The sequence below is a fragment of the Pseudomonas sp. CM25 genome, assembly GCF_013179705.1.
Lineage (GTDB): Bacteria > Pseudomonadota > Gammaproteobacteria > Pseudomonadales > Pseudomonadaceae > Aquipseudomonas.
Map to the genome: position 1 here is coordinate 1 of NZ_JABMCW010000031.1, position 18,770 is coordinate 18,770.

At 61.4% G+C, this 18,770-nt stretch carries 19 protein-coding genes and 3 pseudogenes; 14 read left to right on the forward strand and 8 right to left on the reverse strand.

Going from position 1 to position 18,770, the window contains the following annotated elements; translation table 11 throughout:
* Positions 1–567, forward strand: a 567-nt coding sequence (locus HP546_RS05685; protein WP_172220917.1) for an EAL domain-containing protein, incomplete at its 5' end; no start/stop codon positions are given.
* A gap of 7 nt (positions 568–574) precedes the next feature.
* Here the strand turns inward: HP546_RS05685 and HP546_RS05690 are convergent.
* Together HP546_RS05690 and HP546_RS05695 are read right to left on the reverse strand one after the other, a co-directional pair.
* Positions 575–685, reverse strand: a pseudogene (locus tag HP546_RS05690) (DUF1264 domain-containing protein); the annotation flags it as partial.
* 498 nt (positions 686–1,183) lie between these two features.
* Positions 1,184–1,432 (reverse strand): annotated as a pseudogene (locus HP546_RS05695) (GFA family protein); the annotation flags it as partial.
* Positions 1,433–1,672: 240 nt separating this feature from the next.
* Here HP546_RS05695 and HP546_RS05700 point away from each other — a divergent pair.
* Complete coding sequence (locus HP546_RS05700) at positions 1,673–1,945, forward strand: PepSY domain-containing protein (protein ID WP_172220935.1); 273 nt, start codon at positions 1,673–1,675, stop codon at positions 1,943–1,945.
* 56 nt (positions 1,946–2,001) lie between these two features.
* Here the strand turns inward: HP546_RS05700 and HP546_RS05705 are convergent, their stop codons facing one another.
* Both HP546_RS05705 and HP546_RS05710 read right to left on the reverse strand, forming a co-directional pair.
* Entirely contained in the window at positions 2,002–3,009 is a 1,008-nt protein-coding gene (locus HP546_RS05705; protein ID WP_172220938.1) for a zinc-binding alcohol dehydrogenase family protein, read from the reverse strand.
* Positions 3,006–3,559, reverse strand: a pseudogene (locus HP546_RS05710) (SDR family NAD(P)-dependent oxidoreductase); the annotation flags it as partial. The gene HP546_RS05705 and the pseudogene HP546_RS05710, both read right to left, overlap by 4 nt.
* 314 nt (positions 3,560–3,873) lie before the next feature.
* On the opposite strand from HP546_RS05710, the gene rfaD reads away from it, so the two are divergent.
* On the forward strand, positions 3,874–4,905 hold the full coding sequence (rfaD, locus tag HP546_RS05715; RefSeq protein ID WP_172220941.1) for an ADP-glyceromanno-heptose 6-epimerase: 1,032 nt from the start codon (positions 3,874–3,876) through the stop codon (positions 4,903–4,905).
* Positions 4,906–5,000: 95 nt separating this feature from the next.
* Here rfaD and HP546_RS05720 read toward each other — a convergent pair whose 3' ends face one another.
* The 4 genes from HP546_RS05720 to paaY all read right to left on the reverse strand — a co-directional run bounded on the left by HP546_RS05720 (position 5,001) and on the right by paaY (position 8,293).
* A complete protein-coding gene (locus HP546_RS05720; protein ID WP_172220944.1) occupies positions 5,001–6,215 on the reverse strand; it encodes a type II toxin-antitoxin system HipA family toxin in 1,215 nt (404 codons plus the stop codon).
* On the reverse strand, positions 6,215–6,568 hold the full coding sequence (locus tag HP546_RS05725; RefSeq protein WP_372242415.1) for a helix-turn-helix domain-containing protein: 354 nt from the start codon (positions 6,566–6,568) through the stop codon (positions 6,215–6,217). Before HP546_RS05725 ends, HP546_RS05720 begins: the two co-directional genes overlap by 1 nt.
* A gap of 124 nt (positions 6,569–6,692) precedes the next feature.
* Positions 6,693–7,616 (reverse strand): phenylacetic acid degradation operon negative regulatory protein PaaX, encoded by a 924-nt coding sequence (paaX, locus tag HP546_RS05730; protein WP_175586110.1) that lies wholly within the window; start codon positions 7,614–7,616, stop codon positions 6,693–6,695.
* Between the two features lie 77 nt (positions 7,617–7,693).
* Positions 7,694–8,293, reverse strand: coding sequence for a phenylacetic acid degradation protein PaaY (paaY, locus tag HP546_RS05735; protein ID WP_172220950.1), 600 nt, complete (start codon positions 8,291–8,293; stop codon positions 7,694–7,696).
* A gap of 353 nt (positions 8,294–8,646) precedes the next feature.
* Between paaY and paaF the strand changes: the two genes are divergently transcribed.
* The 11 genes from paaF to paaE all read left to right on the forward strand — a co-directional run bounded on the left by paaF (position 8,647) and on the right by paaE (position 18,726).
* Complete coding sequence (gene paaF, locus HP546_RS05740; protein WP_172220953.1) at positions 8,647–9,420, forward strand: 2,3-dehydroadipyl-CoA hydratase PaaF; 774 nt, start codon at positions 8,647–8,649, stop codon at positions 9,418–9,420.
* Positions 9,421–9,455: 35 nt separating this feature from the next.
* Complete coding sequence (paaG, locus tag HP546_RS05745) at positions 9,456–10,247, forward strand: 2-(1,2-epoxy-1,2-dihydrophenyl)acetyl-CoA isomerase PaaG (RefSeq protein WP_172220956.1); 792 nt, start codon at positions 9,456–9,458, stop codon at positions 10,245–10,247.
* A 2-nt stretch (positions 10,248–10,249) separates the two neighbouring features.
* Positions 10,250–11,767, forward strand: a complete 1,518-nt coding sequence (gene paaH, locus HP546_RS05750) for a 3-hydroxyacyl-CoA dehydrogenase PaaH (protein WP_172220959.1) — start codon at positions 10,250–10,252, stop codon at positions 11,765–11,767.
* Entirely contained in the window at positions 11,760–12,200 is a 441-nt protein-coding gene (gene paaI, locus HP546_RS05755) for a hydroxyphenylacetyl-CoA thioesterase PaaI (protein ID WP_172220962.1), read from the forward strand. The genes paaH and paaI overlap by 8 nt, the downstream gene beginning before the upstream one ends.
* Positions 12,193–13,413, forward strand: a complete 1,221-nt coding sequence (gene pcaF / locus HP546_RS05760; protein WP_172220965.1) for a 3-oxoadipyl-CoA thiolase — start codon at positions 12,193–12,195, stop codon at positions 13,411–13,413. Before paaI ends, pcaF begins: the two co-directional genes overlap by 8 nt.
* Positions 13,414–13,534: 121 nt before the next feature.
* Positions 13,535–14,854 (forward strand): phenylacetate--CoA ligase PaaK, encoded by a 1,320-nt coding sequence (paaK, locus tag HP546_RS05765; RefSeq protein ID WP_172220967.1) that lies wholly within the window; start codon positions 13,535–13,537, stop codon positions 14,852–14,854.
* 196 nt (positions 14,855–15,050) lie between these two features.
* Entirely contained in the window at positions 15,051–16,040 is a 990-nt protein-coding gene (paaA, locus tag HP546_RS05770) for a 1,2-phenylacetyl-CoA epoxidase subunit PaaA (protein WP_172220970.1), read from the forward strand.
* Between the two features lie 25 nt (positions 16,041–16,065).
* Positions 16,066–16,347, forward strand: coding sequence for a 1,2-phenylacetyl-CoA epoxidase subunit PaaB (gene paaB / locus HP546_RS05775; protein ID WP_004374528.1), 282 nt, complete (start codon positions 16,066–16,068; stop codon positions 16,345–16,347).
* A gap of 8 nt (positions 16,348–16,355) precedes the next feature.
* Positions 16,356–17,114, forward strand: a complete 759-nt coding sequence (gene paaC / locus HP546_RS05780) for a 1,2-phenylacetyl-CoA epoxidase subunit PaaC (protein ID WP_172220973.1) — start codon at positions 16,356–16,358, stop codon at positions 17,112–17,114.
* The gene (gene paaD, locus HP546_RS05785) at positions 17,101–17,634 is read left to right on the forward strand and encodes a 1,2-phenylacetyl-CoA epoxidase subunit PaaD (protein ID WP_172220976.1); all 534 of its coding nucleotides are present in this window, start codon (positions 17,101–17,103) and stop codon (positions 17,632–17,634) included. Before paaC ends, paaD begins: the two co-directional genes overlap by 14 nt.
* A gap of 15 nt (positions 17,635–17,649) precedes the next feature.
* Positions 17,650–18,726: a 1,2-phenylacetyl-CoA epoxidase subunit PaaE gene (gene paaE, locus HP546_RS05790; protein WP_172220979.1), complete on the forward strand. Its 1,077-nt coding sequence runs from the start codon at positions 17,650–17,652 to the stop codon at positions 18,724–18,726.
* Positions 18,727–18,770 lie beyond the last annotated feature (44 nt).

Sequence of the window (18,770 nt, forward strand, 5' to 3'; positions counted from 1 at the left end):
CAGGCCTGCCGAGTGAAGGCCATCGAGCAGGCTGCTGCGCTTGGCTTGGGGCGGAAGACGGAATGTAAATTGAGCATCAACTTTCTGCCCAATGCCGTCTACCGGGCCAGCACCTGCATTCGGGCTACCCTGGAGGCCACGCGAACGTTCGACTTCCCTGCAAATCGGCTCATGTTCGAAGTGACCGAGGGCGAGCGGATCGAAGACACTGAGCATTTGAAGGCAATCTTCAAGGAATACGACCGACAGGGCTTCACCACTGCGATAGACGACTTCGGCTCGGGTTACTCAGGTCTGAATCTGCTTGCGGAATTCCAGCCGGACGTACTCAAGCTGGATATGGCACTCACTCGGGGAATCAGTCAGGATCCAGTTCGCCAAGCCATCGTCGCCGGTATCGTCCTGGTAGCCGAGCGGCTGGGCATCACCCTTGTAGCCGAGGGGATTGAGACTGACGCAGAGAGCCAAACGCTGGGGGCGCTCGGGATTGATTTGATGCAAGGGTATTTTTTCGCGCGGCCGGAGATAAATAGATTGCCCCTGATCGAGCGGCTTGCCTCGTCATGAACTGACCGCGCACTATCAAGGCGTGCTCAGCAGGTGCAGGAATACCTGGTGCAATCAACTGACCGGACGAGACTTCATACCCGTGGCTATGCCACATCGCCTTATAGCTCTCGGCTAGCAGTGTTGGTGGCGGCAACCTACTGGCCGCTACCCAGGTGAGCCCATTCGCGGTATGCCGATTTCAATATCTGGGGCAGGCGAGGCAGCTCACGCCTGATTTCGCCCAGAGCATCAGGACTTCGAATCCATTCCGTCAGCCACGCGATCATCATGGGTCGAGTAGTGGGGCAGGGCCCTACTTGCTGTTCAAGCTCGTCGGCTATGTGGGCGAGTAGTTCAAGGTACGCGTCCAGCTCGGCCATTTGATTTGCCATGGTGTTCAGCCTCTTCACGTGCGGACAAGCACTGGCTCCGCCGCCATCTTGGCTCCCATTTCAGCAAGTGAGCAGCCTCTACTCGTTCCCCAGGCCATTGCCCGCGTAGTCGTCTCACCGGGCCGCTTGGCGTAAGCCTCCTCAATTCCTTGCCTCCTGATTACATCTCCATCAGGACAGCCTAGACCGTTTCGCTTGTATCACGCGGACTAATTATTTCAGGTCATTCCGGGCAGGCAGAATTTGGAGCAGAAGTAGTGTTTAGCTTCGCGTGTGTTGAACTGATAGAGGGTGAGCGCCTCTTCCCCTTCAGTGACAGTGATATCACTCAGGTTGGCCGACACCGCCACGGCACCACGCATGCGGCAGAGCGAGCAATTGCACCTACGCGCGGTACGCAAACCATCGGTCAAGCGCAATGAGAAGCGCACCGTCCCGCAGTGGCAGGCTGCCTGGTAAACAGGGCGATCATCGTTCTTTTCATCAGTCATAGCGTTCTCTGATCCAGTCTGAGCAGGCAAAGTTGATTTGGCGAATACCCCGTTCTCGGCTAGGTAATTCTAACGAGATAACTGGTTCCTGTCGGTGGCCCGGCAATCACTATCAGCCCTCGCTACCTGGTGCGATCTTGGAAGGGGGTATGTGGACACAGTGTCGGCCACCACGCAAAGTGAACCGCGAGACCAGCGTGTGGGTCGGATCGTTAACTGTCACGAAAAAGGAAGTTAGCGATGAAAGCGACGACTCGACTGTTCACTGGCCTCGCCATGGTTGGCGCACTGGCAAGCTCTGCAGCATGGGCTGACCAGCCTGGTGCTGATTGGAAGGTGACCAAAGATCAGGCTGAAGCCACTTTGAAGGGCGCCGGATACACGCAAATCACCAAAATCGAGGCCGATGACGGACATTGGGAAGGGGAAGGCATGAAAGCTGACGGCAAGCAGTATGAATTCCAGGTCGACCCACACGATGGCAAGATCATCAAAGACCAATTGGACAACTGATGATCCCGCATGCGGATGAGCCCGCGCTATGGCGCGGGCTTTTGTTTGAGCCGTGATCAGAAACCTTCCAGGACAATCTTGCCTCGGGCCTTGCCGCTTTCGATCAAGGCGTGGGCACGCTTGAGATTTTTGGCACAAATGCTCCCGAAGTGCTCCCCAACAGTTGTTTTCACAATCCCCTCATCGACCAGCTGCGAAACACGTTCGAGGAGTTGGTGCTGCTTGATCATGTCCTCGGTTTTGTACAGTGAGCGGGTGAACATGAGCTCCCAGTGCAATGACAGCGATTTGCGCTTGAGGGGCATGACATCCAGTTGTGCCGGATCATCGATCAGTGCGAGTTTGCCTTGCGGACGAAGCACATCCACTAATTGCCGGAGGTAGGTGTCGGTGTGCGTCAGGCTGATTACGTAATCAATCGGATTCAGTTTGAGCTCTTCCACCTGAAGCGGGATCGGCTCGGAGTGATCAATCACATGATGGGCTCCCAGATCTTTCACCCAGGCTTGAGTCTCTTGCCTTGAGGCCGTGCCTATGACTGTAAGCTGCGTCAACTTGCGTGCTAGTTGTACCAGGATCGAGCCCACACCGCCCGCAGCCCCGACCACCAGGAGGCTTTGACCTTCGCCGCCATTTTCTTCGACGGCTAAACGGTCGAACAGCAACTCCCAAGCCGTGATGGACGTCAGAGGCAGGGCGGCGGCACTGGCATTGTCCAGGCGCTTAGGCTTGTGGCCGACGATTCGCTCGTCCACCACATGGAGCTGGCTGTAGCTGCCGGGTCGATCAATGGCACCGGCGTAGAACACTTCATCCCCTGGCTTGAACAGCGTTACCTCTGGGCCAGTTTCACGGACGACACCGACAGCATCCCAGCCGAGAACTTGTGGTTGCTCACCACCACGGCTAGCCCGAACTTTGGTATCGACCGGGTTGACGGCAATAGCCCGGACTTCGATAAGCAGGTCGCGGGCGCCGATTTTTGGCTCCGGGAGCTCCGCGTCGTATAGAGACTGAGCGTCCTGAATAGGTAATCCGGGTTGTGTGTAAACGACAGCCTTCATGGCGCTACCTCTATGAAAATCAAAAGTGGGCACAGGTTATTCGCTTCGATCAACTCGAAAAACAGCCTCAAAGCAGTAAGACTTTCACGCTTGTAATGAAAGTGGTGCGAGGCGTTCACATCGACCAGGGCACTGTCGACCAGGTCATGAGCGGACATGGCGATGCCGGGATCGAGGTTCTCGACAGGCAGGCCGCCGATCTGCAGAAGTCGGTCGCAGTGGCTCCCGGCAGAATCGCCTGAATCTTGATGCCTTTGTCTGCAAGCTCCTTGTGCAGGGATTGGCTGAAGGCGGTGACGTAGGCCTTGCTGCCACCGTAGACACCGTTGAGCAGCTCTGGCACAAGGCCTGCAATGGACGAAATGTTGATGACGGCGCCTTCCTGGTGGGCGACGAAGCCTGGAATGGCCGCGTAGGTCAGTCGGGTCAAGGCGGTGATGTTGAGGCTGATCATTTCGGCCATGCGTTCGACATCACTATCCAGCAGGCTGGTGTGAGTTCCGATACCCGCATTATTCACCAGCAGGGTGATGCTGGCGTCATCACGAAGTGAGGTCGGAGGCGGGAAGGTGGAACAGGTAGGGACGGGTAAGTGCTTGGTTTTTTCAGGAACGGGGTTTTGTGAAAATCTCAACGGGGGTTAGTGGAAACGGACACAACAAGCACACACTATCGTAATACTGCATTTAACATAATATGCATTATCCGAACCTACGCATTTTGCACGTGAGGCCAGGGGCCACGCAGATTTTAAGACAGCTCAAGCCCCACAATCACCTTAACCCTCATTTCCATGACCCAGGTTAAGGTCACTCATCCTGCCGCACTCAAAATGAAGCTCCGCACCCTCACGGGGATTCTCCTATGAGCATCATCGTAACCGGCGCCGCAGGTTTCATCGGCAGCAATCTCGTACAGGCGCTCAATCAACGCAGCGAAACCGAGATTATTGCGGTCGATGACCTGACTGATGGCGACAAGTTCTGCAACCTGGCCGACTGCGACATCGCCGACTATCTGGACAAGGACGACTTTCTCGAGCGCTTCAGGCTTGGCCAGTTCGGCAACGTGCGCGCGGTACTGCACCAGGGCGCGTGCTCGAGCACCGTGGAAGCCGACGGCCGTTTCATGATGGACAACAACTACCGGTTCAGCCGTGAACTGCTGGCCGTTGCGCAACAACAGCAGATCCCGCTGTTGTATGCCTCGTCGGCAGCGGTCTACGGCGCGGGACAGGACTTTCGCGAACAGCGCGATTGTGAGCGCCCGCTGAACGTCTATGGCTATTCCAAATTCCTGTTCGACCAGCACGTCCGCCGGCAGCTACCCGGTGCACGCAGCCAGATCGTCGGGTTGCGTTACTTTAATGTTTACGGGCCCCATGAGCAGCATAAAGGCCAGATGGCGTCGGTGGCGCTGCACTGTTTCAATCAGTACCAGGTCAACGGCAAGGTCATGCTGTTCGGTAGCTATGGCGATTACCCCAGCGGTGGTCACCTGCGCGACTTCGTGTCCGTGGACGACGTGATCAAGGTCAACCTGTTCTTCCTGGACCGCCCACACTTGAGCGGCCTCTACAATGTCGGCAGCGGCCGAGCACAAACCTTCAACGATGTCGCCCTGGCTGTTATCAATCGCCTGCGCGCGCAACAAGAGCAGCCACCACTTTCATTGGCGATGGCATTGCTCGAAGGTGTTTTGGAGTATGGGGATTTCCCTGATCACCTGCGTGGCAAATACCAGTGTCATACGTGCGCAGACCTGGAACGCTTGCGCGCGCAGGGTTTTGACGCAGCAACGTTAACGGTTGAGCAAGGCGTTTCGCGGTATTGCGACTGGCTGCTGGGAGGGTTCCGCCCGCCCCTTGCTGTTGAACGTCAAGCAGGAGTGGCTTGATCATTTGGACGGCCTTGCATCACCCAGATTGGTATGGGCCAATAATAACTACGCTAAATAGTCATTTAGCGTAGTTATTTATCAGGCTGGTCCAGCTACCTGAGCATACGCTCCGAACTCGTCGCATCGCAGGCCATATCTAGGTCATTACCTGCGAGCACTTGTGCGTAATGATCTTTCAATTCCTGCTCCCAACTCGCCACTTCTTCAAGCCAATGCTCGGCCTGATCGCGCGTCAGCGCAAAATGCGCATGATGACTCAGCAGGTTTGCTCGGCTGATCTGGCTACCCTCTCGGCCAACTGCCATGGCCAAGGCTTTCGCGGGCCCTTCATCAAGCATGGGCAATACGTCGTACATCGGTGAAAGCCGCCACTTCCCGCCAACCCAGATCACTGCATGATTGCGCGGGTGATCATCGGAGTTGCCCACCAGTGCGTTGTAGCACATGCGTTTGAACAGCTCCTGGAGGTCCCCGCTCGGTACACCTCGCCGGCGCATTTCGTCGGCAACAGCAGCATAGCGCCAATCCTTGTGGTGTGGACCGTTCCACTCAGAGTCGAGCAAAGTGAGCGCGCTCAGCATCGGTATGCGCCGTGCGCCCTCGGCAATTGGCGTACGGTCGAAGCGTTCAACCAGCAAGGTGGACGGTTGTTCGGCATGCAGAGCGGTTCGGGCCACATTGATACCCTTCCCTGCCGCAAATGTCATGCAGGCATACTCGATCGTCGGCAAGTCGAAGTGGTCAAACCGATCGCGTGGTTTGGCCAGAATGAGCATCCCTTTGTCCTGCAACGTGCGCTTGGGGCGCGCACCACCCAATGCGGAACGTTGCTGGCGCAGATTCAACGTTGCGATCGATTCATTGTCGAGCTGGCCGTCGTAGACGGCCTCGCATGCCAGAACAAATTTTGCCAACCCCTTGAGGTTCGGCACGGCACCCTCGCCGATGCCTTCGGCAGGTGTTGTGGCGCTACCCGCCATGAGGTTGCCGACGCGGTCGTTGTTAGGAGACTTGAGCAGGAAATCGATGGTACCCAACTCCTGCCCGTAGGCCCGGTGTAGCAGCCGCTCGCCCCAACCATCTGGCATGGCGTCGTTGATGAAGCCGGGTATCCCGCGGTTCTTGGTAATGCCGGCGTAGGCTTCGGCGCGCAGGGGGTAATTGATCGAGTCGGGCACCCAGCCGCCCCGTGCTACCTGGTCGGGAGAATACAGGAACTCTCCCTGCTTGCCTTTGAGGGTAAGACGGCCAAGCGTCACGACCTCGGTCGTTTCGGGGTGCTCCATATAGATGTAGGCGCGGGACATCAGAACGCCTCAGGCTTGGGTTTTGCCAGGCGCACGCGCTTGGCTGCAATCCCCACGGCTGCATCGTCGTCCGGGGCAAAACGTGTGATCTGCGAACGTTTCTCCAGGTCATCCAGCGAGGTGAAGACTACATCGCTCAGACCCAGCCGCCAGAGCACGAGCATGAACGAGCGCAAGTCCACCAGCTCCGATCCGCTCTCGATTTTGCGCAGCACATGTGGCGAAACCCCGATCGCTTCCTTGAGGTCGGCCTGGCGCACCCCTAGCGCCAAGCGTCGTGCTTTGACCAGCAAGCCGATTTTACCGAGGGTATCGGCACATCCCACAGGAAAGAACTCAACCATAAAGGTCACCGGGATCAACCTTAAATTGCCTAAAGTTAACCACAGTACGCATTAAAAATGAAGGCAACAGGTTTAATATTCATGGGGGTAAACCTTATGGTGCATAAGGCTAACCATGCTAGATATTAATTCATCAAGCCAACCCGCCAAAACGCTTGTAGAAGCTCTCGTTCACGTCCGGCAAAGGCCCGTCTGCGGTCTCCAGGGCGGCATTCAACCACTCCTCCGCCTTGGCGAATACCAGGCGATAGAGGTTGCGGCACAACTGTCGTGCAGCCCTTCCCTCCCAATCCCCTGGCAGCAGCTCGTCAGGCAATTGCGGGTCGCGCAGCAGCAGCCGGCGGTACTCGTGAATCAGCAGCGTGCGTGCCAGGAAGCAATCCTGCGCATCAAGCTGCGGCTGTTCCTTCAGCCCTTGCCATAGCGGCCTGAACAGTTGAATGAACTCGCTGTACTGCTGCCCCAGCTCGTCGATACGCCAACTTTCCCGCACCTGGGCGCGCATCGCTTTGGACGCAAGCACTTCCTGGGTGTGGGTTTCGAAGACAATGCTGTCGTCGCTGGCTTCCAGGTCACGCAAGGTGGCGGCCAAGTCGGCGCGGTCTGCCCGCGGGCAACCCAGCAGGTTCGGCGCCATGACACCAAACCCCTGCCACTCCAGCTCTTCACGCAAGGCCTTGCGCTTGCCGGCCTCGAGTTGCGATAGCAGTACCAGCGTCCAGGCCCCGTCCCAGGCTGGCTGGCTGGGGCTGTACACCCGCTTGAAGGCTTTTTCGAAACGCCGCCGGCCGGTGCCGGTCAGGCTGTAATAGCTGCGTCGGCCAACCTTTTCGGCGGTGAGCCAGCCTTCCTTGGTCAGGCGGAAGATCGACGTGCGGATCAGCCGCTCATTGATGCCGATCGGTTCCAGCAGGTTGATCAGGCTACCCAGCCAGACCGTACCGCCGTGGGGCTCGATGGCATCGCCGTACAGGGTGATGATCAGGGAACTGGCGCGGATCGGCGTCTGCTCCTGAAAGCGAGTGATCAGGGTATTGAGTGGGGCAAGATTGCTCATGGGCGAACTGTGCGCGGATAAAGCACCGACTATACCTGTGCGACGGGCCGCCTGGCCAATACGTGAGGCTGGCAGGCTCATGCCGTTACCTGGCCTTTGGGCCGAACACCGGTGTCTTCCATGCGTGGGCGCCCTGCTTCGGCCTGGGCCAACGGCGGGCATTCGACCATGCTGTTCATGCAGCGCTGCGCCAGGTGCTGGTACTCGGCGGTGCCGCGCTGTTTCCAGGCCAGTTCCTGGTCGGTCAACGGGCGTTTGACCTGCGCCGGCGAGCCCATCACCAGGCTTTGCGCCTCACATTGGAACCCGGCTTTGACGAACGCGGTTGCCGCGACGATGCAGCGTGGAGCGATGTGGGCGCCATCCATGACCACCGCGTTCATGCCGATCAAGGCGTCTTCGCCTACGCGGCAACCGTGCAGTACGGCGCCGTGCCCGACATGGCCGTTGCGCTCTACTACAGTGTCGCCCCCCGGGAAGCCATGCATCACGCAGGTGTCCTGCAGGTTGGCACCCTCCTCGAGCACGATGCGACCGAAATCCCCCCTAAGCGATGCCAAAGGGCCGACATAGCACCGAGGGCCGACGATGACATCGCCAATCAGCACTGCGCTGGGGTGCACATAGGCCGTCGGGTGCACTACGGGCGTCAGGCCATCCAGTCGATAGCAAGGCATGGGAAACCTCCTGAAATGATTTGAAGTTCCATGCGATCTTGTATCACATGGAAATGCATCGTCAATCCGATTTGGGATGTATCGCTTTTGAAAGGTTGGGAGATCAGAATCAATAATCAGGGTCCTAGGCCTGAAAAGCTTGAGGTTAGGCCGTTATTCAGTCATGTCAGCGAATGATGGCTTCGTTGCTCATTCGGATAAAGAGATACACGGACAGATTGTTATGCTTGCCTAAATGTATCGCATGATGCATATACTGACTTCACCCGGTCGTGAGCCACCGCCACGCCCCTGCAAACAACAAGAAATGCCGGCCCCACGATGTGCCGTGCGTGCAGCCAGAGGAACCCGACATGCCGCAATATCTCGATGTGCAGGCGCCTGAGAACGGTGTCCAGCTCATGACCTTGCAACGGCCCGAGGCACTCAACGCCCTGTGTACCGAGCTGCTGGCAGAGCTGGCAGCAGCGTTGGCCGCAGCCGCGCAGAACGACCACATCGGCGCCGTGGTGATTACCGGCAGCCGCAAGGCGTTCGCCGCAGGCGCCGACATCCGCGAGATGGCCGAGCGCGATCTGGTCGGCATCCTCAATGACCCACGTGTGGCCCACTGGCAAAGCATCGCTGCGTTCGCAAAACCGCTGATTGCCGCCGTCAACGGCTATGCCCTGGGCGGTGGTTGCGAACTGGTGATGTGCGCCGACATTGTCATCGCCGGCAGCGACGCCCGTTTCGGCCAGCCGGAAATCACCCTCGGCATCATCCCTGGCGCTGGCGGCACCCAGCGCCTGGTGCGGGCCGTGGGCAAGCCGCTGGCCATGCAGATGGTGCTGACCGGCGAAGCCATCACCGCCCGCCACGCCCAACAGGCCGGCCTGGTCAGTGAACTCACTCAACCGGAACTTACCGTGGAGCGCGCCATGCAGGTGGCGCGCAGCATCGCTGCCAAGGCGCCGCTGGCAGTACGGCTGGCCAAGGAAGCACTACTGAAGGCCGGCGACACCGACCTGGCCAGCGGCCTGCGTTTCGAGCGCCATGCGTTTACTTTGCTGGCCGGCACTGCCGACCGCGCTGAAGGTATCCAGGCGTTTCAGGAAAAGCGCCCGGCACGTTTCCAGGGCTGCTGACCCACCCTTTCCACGACTGACGGAGCGAGCCTGTCATGACTTTCCAGCACATTCTGTTTTCCATCGAGGACGGCGTCGCCCTCCTCTCGTTGAACCGCCCCGAACAGCTGAACAGCTTCAACACCGCCATGCACCTGGAAGTACGCGAGGCGCTCAGGCAAGTGCGCCAGAGCAGCGAGGCGCGGGTGTTGCTGTTGACCGGTGAAGGCCGTGGCTTCTGCGCCGGCCAGGACCTGTCCGACCGCAACGTCGCGCCCGGGGCCGACATGCCGGACCTGGGCGAGTCCATCGACCGGTTCTACAACCCCCTGGTGCGCACCTTGCGCGACCTGCCGCTGCCGGTGATCTGCGCAGTCAATGGCGTGGCGGCGGGTGCCGGGGCCAATATCCCGCTGGCCTGCGACCTGGTGCTGGCGGCCCGCTCGGCCAGCTTCATCCAGGCCTTCTGCAAGATCGGCCTGGTGCCGGATTCCGGTGGCACCTGGTTGCTGCCACGCCTGGTCGGCATGGCCCGGGCCAAGGCGCTGGCCATGCTGGGTGAGCGCCTTGGCGCCGAACAGGCCCAGCAATGGGGGCTGATCCATCGCGTGGTGGACGATGTCGCGCTGCGTGACGAAGCCCTTGCCCTTGCCCGTCACCTGGCCACCCAGCCCACCTATGGCCTGGCGCTGATCAAGCGCAGCCTGAATGCCAGTTTCGACAACGGCTTCGATCAGCAGCTGGAGCTGGAGCGCGACCTGCAGCGTCTGGCCGGGCGCAGCGAAGACTACCGTGAAGGCGTGGGTGCCTTCATGAACAAGCGCACGCCGTCATTCACGGGGCGCTGATCATGAGCCAACTCGCAAGCAATGTGCAGGTGGCAGTGATCGGTGCCGGCGCAATGGGCGCCGGGATCGCCCAGGTCGCGGCGCAGGCCGGGCACCCGGTAAAACTGTACGACACCCGCCCGGGTGCCGCCGCCCAGGCGGTGGACGGCATCAACCGGCAACTGGCCCGGCTGGTGGAAAAAGGCAAGTTGCAGCCAGGCGAGCATGAAACGATCAGCGCCCGCCTGTGCCCGGTCGACACGCTCGAAGCGTTGGCCGATGCAGGCCTGGTGATCGAAGCCATCGTCGAGAACCTGCAGGTCAAACAGGCGCTGTTCAGTCAGCTGGAAGCCTTGTGCGGCAAAGACTGCATACTCGCCAGCAACACGTCGTCACTGTCCATCACCAGCCTCGCTGCCGGGTTGTCGCGGCCGCAGCGGGTGGTGGGCATGCACTTCTTCAACCCCGCACCGCTGATGGCGCTGGTCGAGGTGGTCTCAGGCCTGGCAACCGATCCGGCAGTGGCCGCCTGTGTCTACGCAACCGCCCAGGCCTGGGGCAAGAAGCCGGTGCGCACGCGCTCCACACCGGGCTTTATCGTCAACCGTGTGGCGCGGCCGTTCTATGCCGAAAGCCTGCGCCTACTGCAGGAAGGTGCCGCCGATTGCGCCAGCCTCGATGCATTGCTGCGTGACGCTGGCGGTTTCCGCATGGGGGCCTTCGAGCTGACTGACCTGATCGGTCACGACGTCAATTACGCGGTTACTTGCTCGGTATTCGATGCCTTCTATGGCGATTTCCGCTTCCAGCCATCGCTGGTGCAAAAAGAGCTGGTGGACGCCGGTCGCCTGGGCCGCAAGACAGGCCAAGGCTTCTACAGCTATGCCGCAGGCGCCGAACGCCCGCAGCCAGCAGAACTGCACAGCCCCGCCATTGCCGAAACCTGCGTGGTCGAAGGCAGCCTGGGGGTGATGCAGCCATTGGTTGAACGCCTGCGCAAGAACGGTATAGCCGTCACTCAGCGTGCCGGCAGTGGCCTGATCCAGGTGGGCGACGCCACCCTGGCACTCTCCGATGGCCGCCTGGCCAGCCAGCGCGCCCGTGAAGACGGGCTGCGCAACCTGGTGCTGCTGGATCTGGCGCTGGACTACAGCACGGCCAGCCGACTGGCAATCACCTGGTCAGCCGATACCACCGACAGCGCCCGCGATCACGCCGTCGCGCTGCTCCAGCGTGCCGGTCTCAAGGTGACGGCGGTTGCCGACCTGCCCGGCCTGGTAGTGCTGCGCACCGTAGCCATGCTCGCCAACGAAGCCGCCGATGCCGTGCTGCAGAGTGTCGGCAGCGCCGCCGACATCGACCTGGCCATGCGCGCCGGGGTCAATTACCCCTGCGGCCCTCTGGCCTGGGCAGCGGCTGTCGGCATCCCTCATACCCTGCGCGTGCTCGACAACCTGCAGCGCAGCTACGGCGAAAGCCGCTATCGCCCTTCCCTGCTGTTACGCCGTTGCGAAGCCAATGGAGGCACCTTGCATGACTGAAACCGAACTGGCACAAGCCTGTGCCGACGCCATGTATGCCCGTGACCAGGCCAGCCAGGGCCTGGGCATCAGCCTGCTGGATGCCGGTCCGGGTCGGGCGAGCCTGCGCATGCCGGTACGCGCCGACATGATCCAGGGCCACGGCACCTGTCACGGTGGCTTCCTGTTCGCCCTGGCCGACTCGGCGTTCGCCTTTGCCTGCAACAGTTATGACCAAGCCACTGTGGCGCTGGGCTGCAGCATCGATTACCTGGCGCCAGCGCTGCGCGATGATGTGCTGACCGCCCATGCCAGCGAGGTCAGCCGCAAAGGCCGTACCGGCCTGTACGACGTACGCATCGACAACCAGCGTGGTGAGCTGGTGGCGATGTTCCATGGCAAATCCTACAAAGTGCGCGGCACGGTGCTGGCGCAGGAGACCCAAGATGACTGAACACTCCCTCGCCGATGCCTTGATCATCGACGCCGTGCGCACACCCATCGGCCGCTACGGCGGGGCCTTGAGCAGCGTGCGCGCCGATGACCTCGCGGCCATCCCGCTCAAGGCCCTGCTCCAGCGCCACCCCGAACTGGACTGGAAAGCCGTCGACGATGTGATCCTCGGTTGTGCCAACCAGGCCGGCGAAGACAACCGTAACGTCGCCCATATGGCCAGCCTGCTGGCCGGGCTGCCCCTTGAAGTGCCGGGTACCACCCTCAACCGCCTGTGCGGTTCTGGCCTGGATGCCATCGGCAGTGCCGCCCGCGCCCTGCGTTGTGGCGAGGCCGGTTTGATGCTGGCCGGTGGTGTCGAATCGATGTCGCGTGCGCCGTTTGTCATGGGCAAATCCGATCAGGCGTTCGGCCGCTCGGCCGAGCTGTTCGACACCACCATCGGCTGGCGTTTCGTCAACCCGCTGATGCAGCGTGGCTTTGGCACCGACTCGATGCCGGAAACTGCCGAGAATGTGGCTGAGCAGTTCGGTATTTCCCGCGCCGACCAGGATGCCTTTGCCCTGCGCAGCCAGCACAAGGCTGCAGCGGCACAGGCGCGTGGCCGGCTGGCACGGGAAATCGTGCCGGTCGAGATCGCCCAGCGCAAAGGCCCGGCCAAAGTGGTCGTGCACGACGAACATCCGCGCAGCGATACCACCCTTGAACAGTTGGCCCGGCTCGGTACTCCGTTTCGTGAGGGTGGCAGCGTCACCGCCGGCAACGCCTCCGGGGTCAATGACGGCGCCTGCGCCCTGCTCCTGGCCAGCAGTGACGCTGCCCGCCGGCACGGCCTGAAGGCCCGTGGCCGTATCGTCGGCATGGCCGTAGCCGGCGTCGAACCCAGGCTGATGGGTATCGGCCCGGTACCGGCAACCCGCAAGGTGCTGGCACTCACCGGCTTGTCGCTGGCAGACCTGGACGTCATCGAACTCAACGAGGCCTTCGCCGCACAAGGCCTGGCCGTGCTGCGCGAACTGGGCCTGGCCGACGACGACTCGCGGGTCAACCGCAATGGCGGTGCCATCGCCCTCGGGCATCCGCTGGGCATGAGCGGTGCACGCCTGGTCACCACCGCCTTGCACGAGTTGGAAGAGACCGCTGGCCGTTATGCGCTGTGCACCATGTGCATCGGTGTCGGCCAGGGCATTGCCATGGTTATCGAGCGCCTCTGAGCGGCTCGGACCATCGGCCTGTTACCGAACCGAACGCAGCCGTATATGCTGCGCTCATGACACTCACCGTGCGGCCTGCAACCGCTGCCGCGCGGCGTACAAGAACAATTCGAGTGAAGCCATGAACATGTACCATGATGCCGATCGTGCCCTGCTGGACCCGCTGGAAACCGCCAGTATCGACGCCCTGCGCCAGCACCAGCTGGAGCGCCTGCGCTGGAGCCTGAAGCACGCTTACGACAACGTGCCGCTGTATCGCAAGCGTTTTGCCGAGTACGGCGCACACCCCGACGACCTCAAATGCCTTGAAGATCTGGCCAAGTTCCCCTTCACCGGTAAGAACGACCTGCGCGACAACTACCCTTACGGCATGTTCGCCGTGCCCCAGGAAGACGTGGTGCGCCTGCATGCGTCCAGTGGCACCACCGGCAAGCCGACCGTGGTGGGCTACACCCAGAACGACATCGACACCTGGGCCAATGTGGTCGCCCGCTCGATTCGCGCCGCTGGCGGGCGCAAAGGCGACAAGGTGCATGTCTCCTACGGCTATGGCCTGTTCACCGGCGGGCTGGGTGCGCATTACGGCGCCGAGCGCCTGGGTTGCACGGTGATCCCCATGTCCGGCGGCCAGACCGAGAAGCAGGTGCAGCTGATTCGCGACTTCCAGCCCGACATCATCATGGTCACCCCGTCCTACATGCTCAACCTGGCCGACGAGATCGAACGCCAGGGTATCGACCCGCACGACCTCAAGCTGCGTCTGGGAATCTTCGGCGCAGAACCGTGGACCGACGAGCTGCGCCGTTCCATCGAGCAGCGCCTGGGCATCAACGCCCTCGACATCTACGGCCTGTCGGAAATCATAGGCCCTGGGGTGGCGATGGAGTGCATTGAAACCAAGGACGGCCCGACCATCTGGGAAGACCACTTCTACCCCGAGATCATCGACCCGGTCACCGGTCAGGTCCTGCCGGACGGCCAGCTGGGCGAGCTGGTATTCACCTCGCTGAGCAAGGAAGCCCTGCCGATGGTGCGCTACCGCACCCGCGACCTGACCCGCTTGCTGCCCGGTACGGCCCGGCCGATGCGGCGGATCGGCAAGATCACCGGCCGCAGCGATGACATGCTGATTATTCGCGGGGTCAACGTGTTCCCGACCCAGATCGAAGAACAGGTGCTTAAAATAAAACAGCTTTCAGAGATGTACGAGATTCATCTGTATCGCAATGGCAATCTCGACAGTGTCGAGGTGCATGTGGAGTTGCGTGGCGAGTGCCAGCACCTCGATGAGGGCCAGCGCAAGCTGCTGACCGGCGAGCTCAGCAAGCAGATCAAGACCTACATCGGCATCAGCACCCAGGTACAGCTGCAGCCCTGCGGCTCGCTCAAGCGCTCCGAGGGCAAGGCTTGCCACGTCTTTGACAAACGCTTGGCCAGCTGACCCGTTCGGCTTGCCTTCCAGGCCCCGGCATTGTCCGGGGCTTTTTTTTGCATTTTATCTGCCGGCCCTTTCGCGGGTGAACCCGCGAAGAGGCCCGAAAGCGATACACAAATATTATTCGATACACACAAATATGTTTGACGTTATGTTTTGTATCGCTTACAAATGACTCATGCCTTAGCAGGAGTCGGAACACATGTACGCACAGCTAGTGGAAACCGGAGTCAAGCGGGTCAAGTCGCTGGAAGAAATGTCCCCCGAGGAACGCAACTTTCAGGAAAAGATCGACGCCGAGATCAAGATCGAAGCCAAGAACTGGATGCCCGAGGCTTACCGCCAGACCCTGATCCGGCAGATCTCCCAGCACGCCCATTCGGAAATCGTCGGCATGCTGCCCGAGGGCAACTGGGTCACCCGTGCCCCCAGCCTCAAGCGCAAGCTGCAACTGATGGCCAAGATCCAGGACGAAGCCGGCCACGGCCTGTACCTGTACAGCGCCATGCAAACCCTGGGCGCCGACCGCGATGAAGAAATCGCCAAGCTGCACAGCGGCAAGGCCAAGTACTCGAGCATCTTCAACTACCCCACCCTCAGCTGGGCCGACATGGGCGCCGTGGGCTGGCTGGTGGATGGCGCCGCCATCGTCAACCAGGTGGTGCTGCAGCGCACCTCCTACGGCCCCTACTCCCGCGCCATGATCCGCATCTGCAAGGAAGAGAGCTTCCACCAGCGCCAGGGCTACGAAATGCTCCTGACCATGATGCGTCACGGCACCCAGGCCCAGCGCGACATGGTCCAGGACGCCATCAACCGCCTGTGGTGGCCGTCGCTGATGATGTTCGGGCCCAGCGACGAGCACTCGCCCAACAGCGCTCAGTCGATGGCCTGGAAAATCAAGCGCCAGACCAACGATGAGTTGCGCCAGCGCTTCATCGACCAGACCGTGCCGCAACTGGAACTGCTCGGCTGCACTGCCCCCGACACGGAACTGAAGTGGAACGCCGAGCGCGGCCACTACGATTTCGGTGCAATCCAGTGGGACGAGTTCTACGAAGTGCTCAAGGGCAATGGCCCGTGCAATCAGGAACGTGTCGCCACCCGGCGCCAGGCCATCGACGACGGCGCCTGGGTACGCGAGGCCGCGGTGGCCTACGCGCGCAAGCAACAGAACAAGAACGCCGCTTGAGCGGCGATTGATGCGGAGATCGAAAATGTCTGTCTGGACCCTTTACGAAGTGTTCGTGCGCAGCAAGCACGGCCTTAACCACAAGCATGTCGGCAGCGTGCATGCCGCCGATGCCGCCATGGCCATCGAAAACGCCCGCGAGCTTTACACCCGCCGCAGCGAAGGCGTCAGCCTGTGGGTAGTGCCTTCGGCACTTATCACCGCCTCTTCGCCTGACGAGAAAGACCCGCTGTTCGCCCCGTCGGACGACAAGGTCTACCGCCATGCCAGCTTCTACGAACTGCCCGACGAAGTCGGACACATGTGAGGTTGATCATGCATAACCAAGCCCTTGTCCCCTACCTGCTGTTGCTCGGTGACAGCGCCCTGGTGCAGGGTCAGCGCCTTTGCCAATGGTGCGGCCACGCCCCTGCCATCGAAGAAGAGCTGGCCCTGATGAATGTTGGCCTTGACCTGGTCGGCCAGGCACGCAACTGGCTGGAGTACGCCGCCGAACTGCTGGATGACGGCCGCGATGCCGATGCCTTGGCCTTCCGCCGAGACGAGCGGGCTTATCGCAACCTGTTGCTGGTCGAACAACCCAACGGCGATTTTGCCGTGACCATGACCAAGCAGTTTCTCTATGACGCCTGGCACCTCGCCGTGCTCCAGGGGTTGGTCGAATCGAGCGATCCGCGTATTGCCGGTATTGCCGCCAAGGCAGTGAAAGAAGTCACCTACCACCTGCGTCGGTCCAGCGAGTGGGTGCAGCGCCTGGGCGATGGCACCGAAGAAAGCCGCCAGCGCATGCTCGCTGCCATCCCGGCACTGTGGCGCTTTACCGTCGAGCTGTGTGCTGCCAGCGACAATGAGGTGCAGCTGGCGAACGCGGGTATCGGCGCCAACCCCGCCAGCGTCGCCAGTGCCTGGCTGAAGCAGGTAAGCGAGACGTTCGCGGCGGTCGAACTGCCACTGCCCAAGGCGGCCAGCTACTTCTACCTGGACGGCCGCAAGGGCCTGCACACCGAGCACCTCGGCCTGCTGCTGGCCGAAATGCAATTCCTGCCGAGGGCTTACCCCGATGCAACCTGGTGAGCTGATTGCCGGCGACCGCGGTGCGCGAGCGCAGCATGGCGATGACCTGGCCCGCGCCTGGGCAGTTCTGGGCCAGGTCATGGACCCGGAAGTGCCTGTGGTCAGCGTGGTCGACTTGGGGATCGTCCGCGACCTCGACTGGCGCGCCGGCCACCTGCACCTGGTGGTTACACCGACCTACTCCGGCTGCCCGGCCACCGAGGTGATCGAGGGGGATATCCGCCAGGCGCTGGAGCAGGCAGGGTTTTCCGCGCCTGACCTTGAGCGCCGGCTGACCCCGGCGTGGAGCACCGACTGGATCAGCGAACTGGGCCGCGAGCGCCTGCGCGCCTATGGCATCGCACCGCCGCAAGGCAGCGCCAGCAAGCGCAGCCTGTTGGGTGACGCTCCCCAGGTGTGCTGCCCGCAGTGCGGCAGTACCCATACCGAATTGCTCAGCCAGTTCGGCTCCACGGCCTGCAAGGCGCTGTACCGCTGCTGCGAGTGCCTGGAGCCGTTCGACTATTTCAAATGCATTTGAGCCGTGGAGAACGCCATGAGCCAGTTTCACAGCCTGACCATCAAGCAAGTGCGCAACGAGACGCGTGATGCGGTGTCGATTGCCTTCGACGTGCCTGAGCACCTGCAAGCGCAGTTCCGTTTCACCCAGGGCCAGTACCTGGTCATGCGGACCCGGCTGGACGATGAAGAGGTCCGCCGCTCCTACTCGATCTGCAGTGCCGTGCACGACGGCGAGTTGCGCGTGGCCGTCAAGCGCGTGCCGGGCGGGCGTTTCTCGGCGTTTGCCAATGAAGTGCTCAAGGCCGGCCAGCAGCTGGAGGTGATGCCGCCATCGGGCAGCTTCTTCGTGCCGCTGGACCCGGCTCGCCGGGGTAATTACCTGGGCGTGGCCGCCGGCAGCGGCATCACCCCGATCCTGTCGATCATCAGTACTACCCTGGCCAGCGAGCCACACAGCCGCTTCACCTTGCTGTACGGCAACCGTTCGAGCTCCGGGGCGCTGTTCCGCGACAGGCTGGAAGACCTGAAAAACCGCTACCTCGACCGCCTCAACCTGATTTTCGTGTTCAGCCGTGAGCAGCAGGATATCGACCTGTACAACGGCCGCATCGATGCCGACAAATGCGGCCAGCTGTTCTCGCGCTGGCTGGATGTTCCAGGCCTGGATGCAGCGTTCATCTGTGGCCCGCAGGCGATGACCGAGACCGTGCGTGACAGCCTGCAGGCCAATGGCCTGAGCAAGCAACGCATTCATTTCGAGCTGTTCGCCGCAGCCGGCAGCGAAGCCCGCCGCGAGGCCCGTGAGGCCGCCCGGCAGGTAGACGCGGCGGTCAGCCACATTACCGTGATCAGCGACGGCCGCGCCCTGAGCTTCGACCTGCCACGCAACAGCCAGAACGTGCTGGACGCCGGCAATGCCATCGGTGCCGAACTGCCCTATTCGTGCAAGGCCGGCGTGTGCTCGACCTGCAAGTGCCGGGTGATCGAAGGCGAAGTGGAGATGGACAGCAACCATGCCCTGGAGGACTACGAAGTGGCGGCCGGGTATGTGCTGTCGTGCCAGAGCTACCCGGTAAGCGACAAGGTGGTGCTCGACTTCGACCAGCTCTGAGACCGCGTCGCCTGCTTCGCGGGCGCGCCCGCTCCCACAGGTAG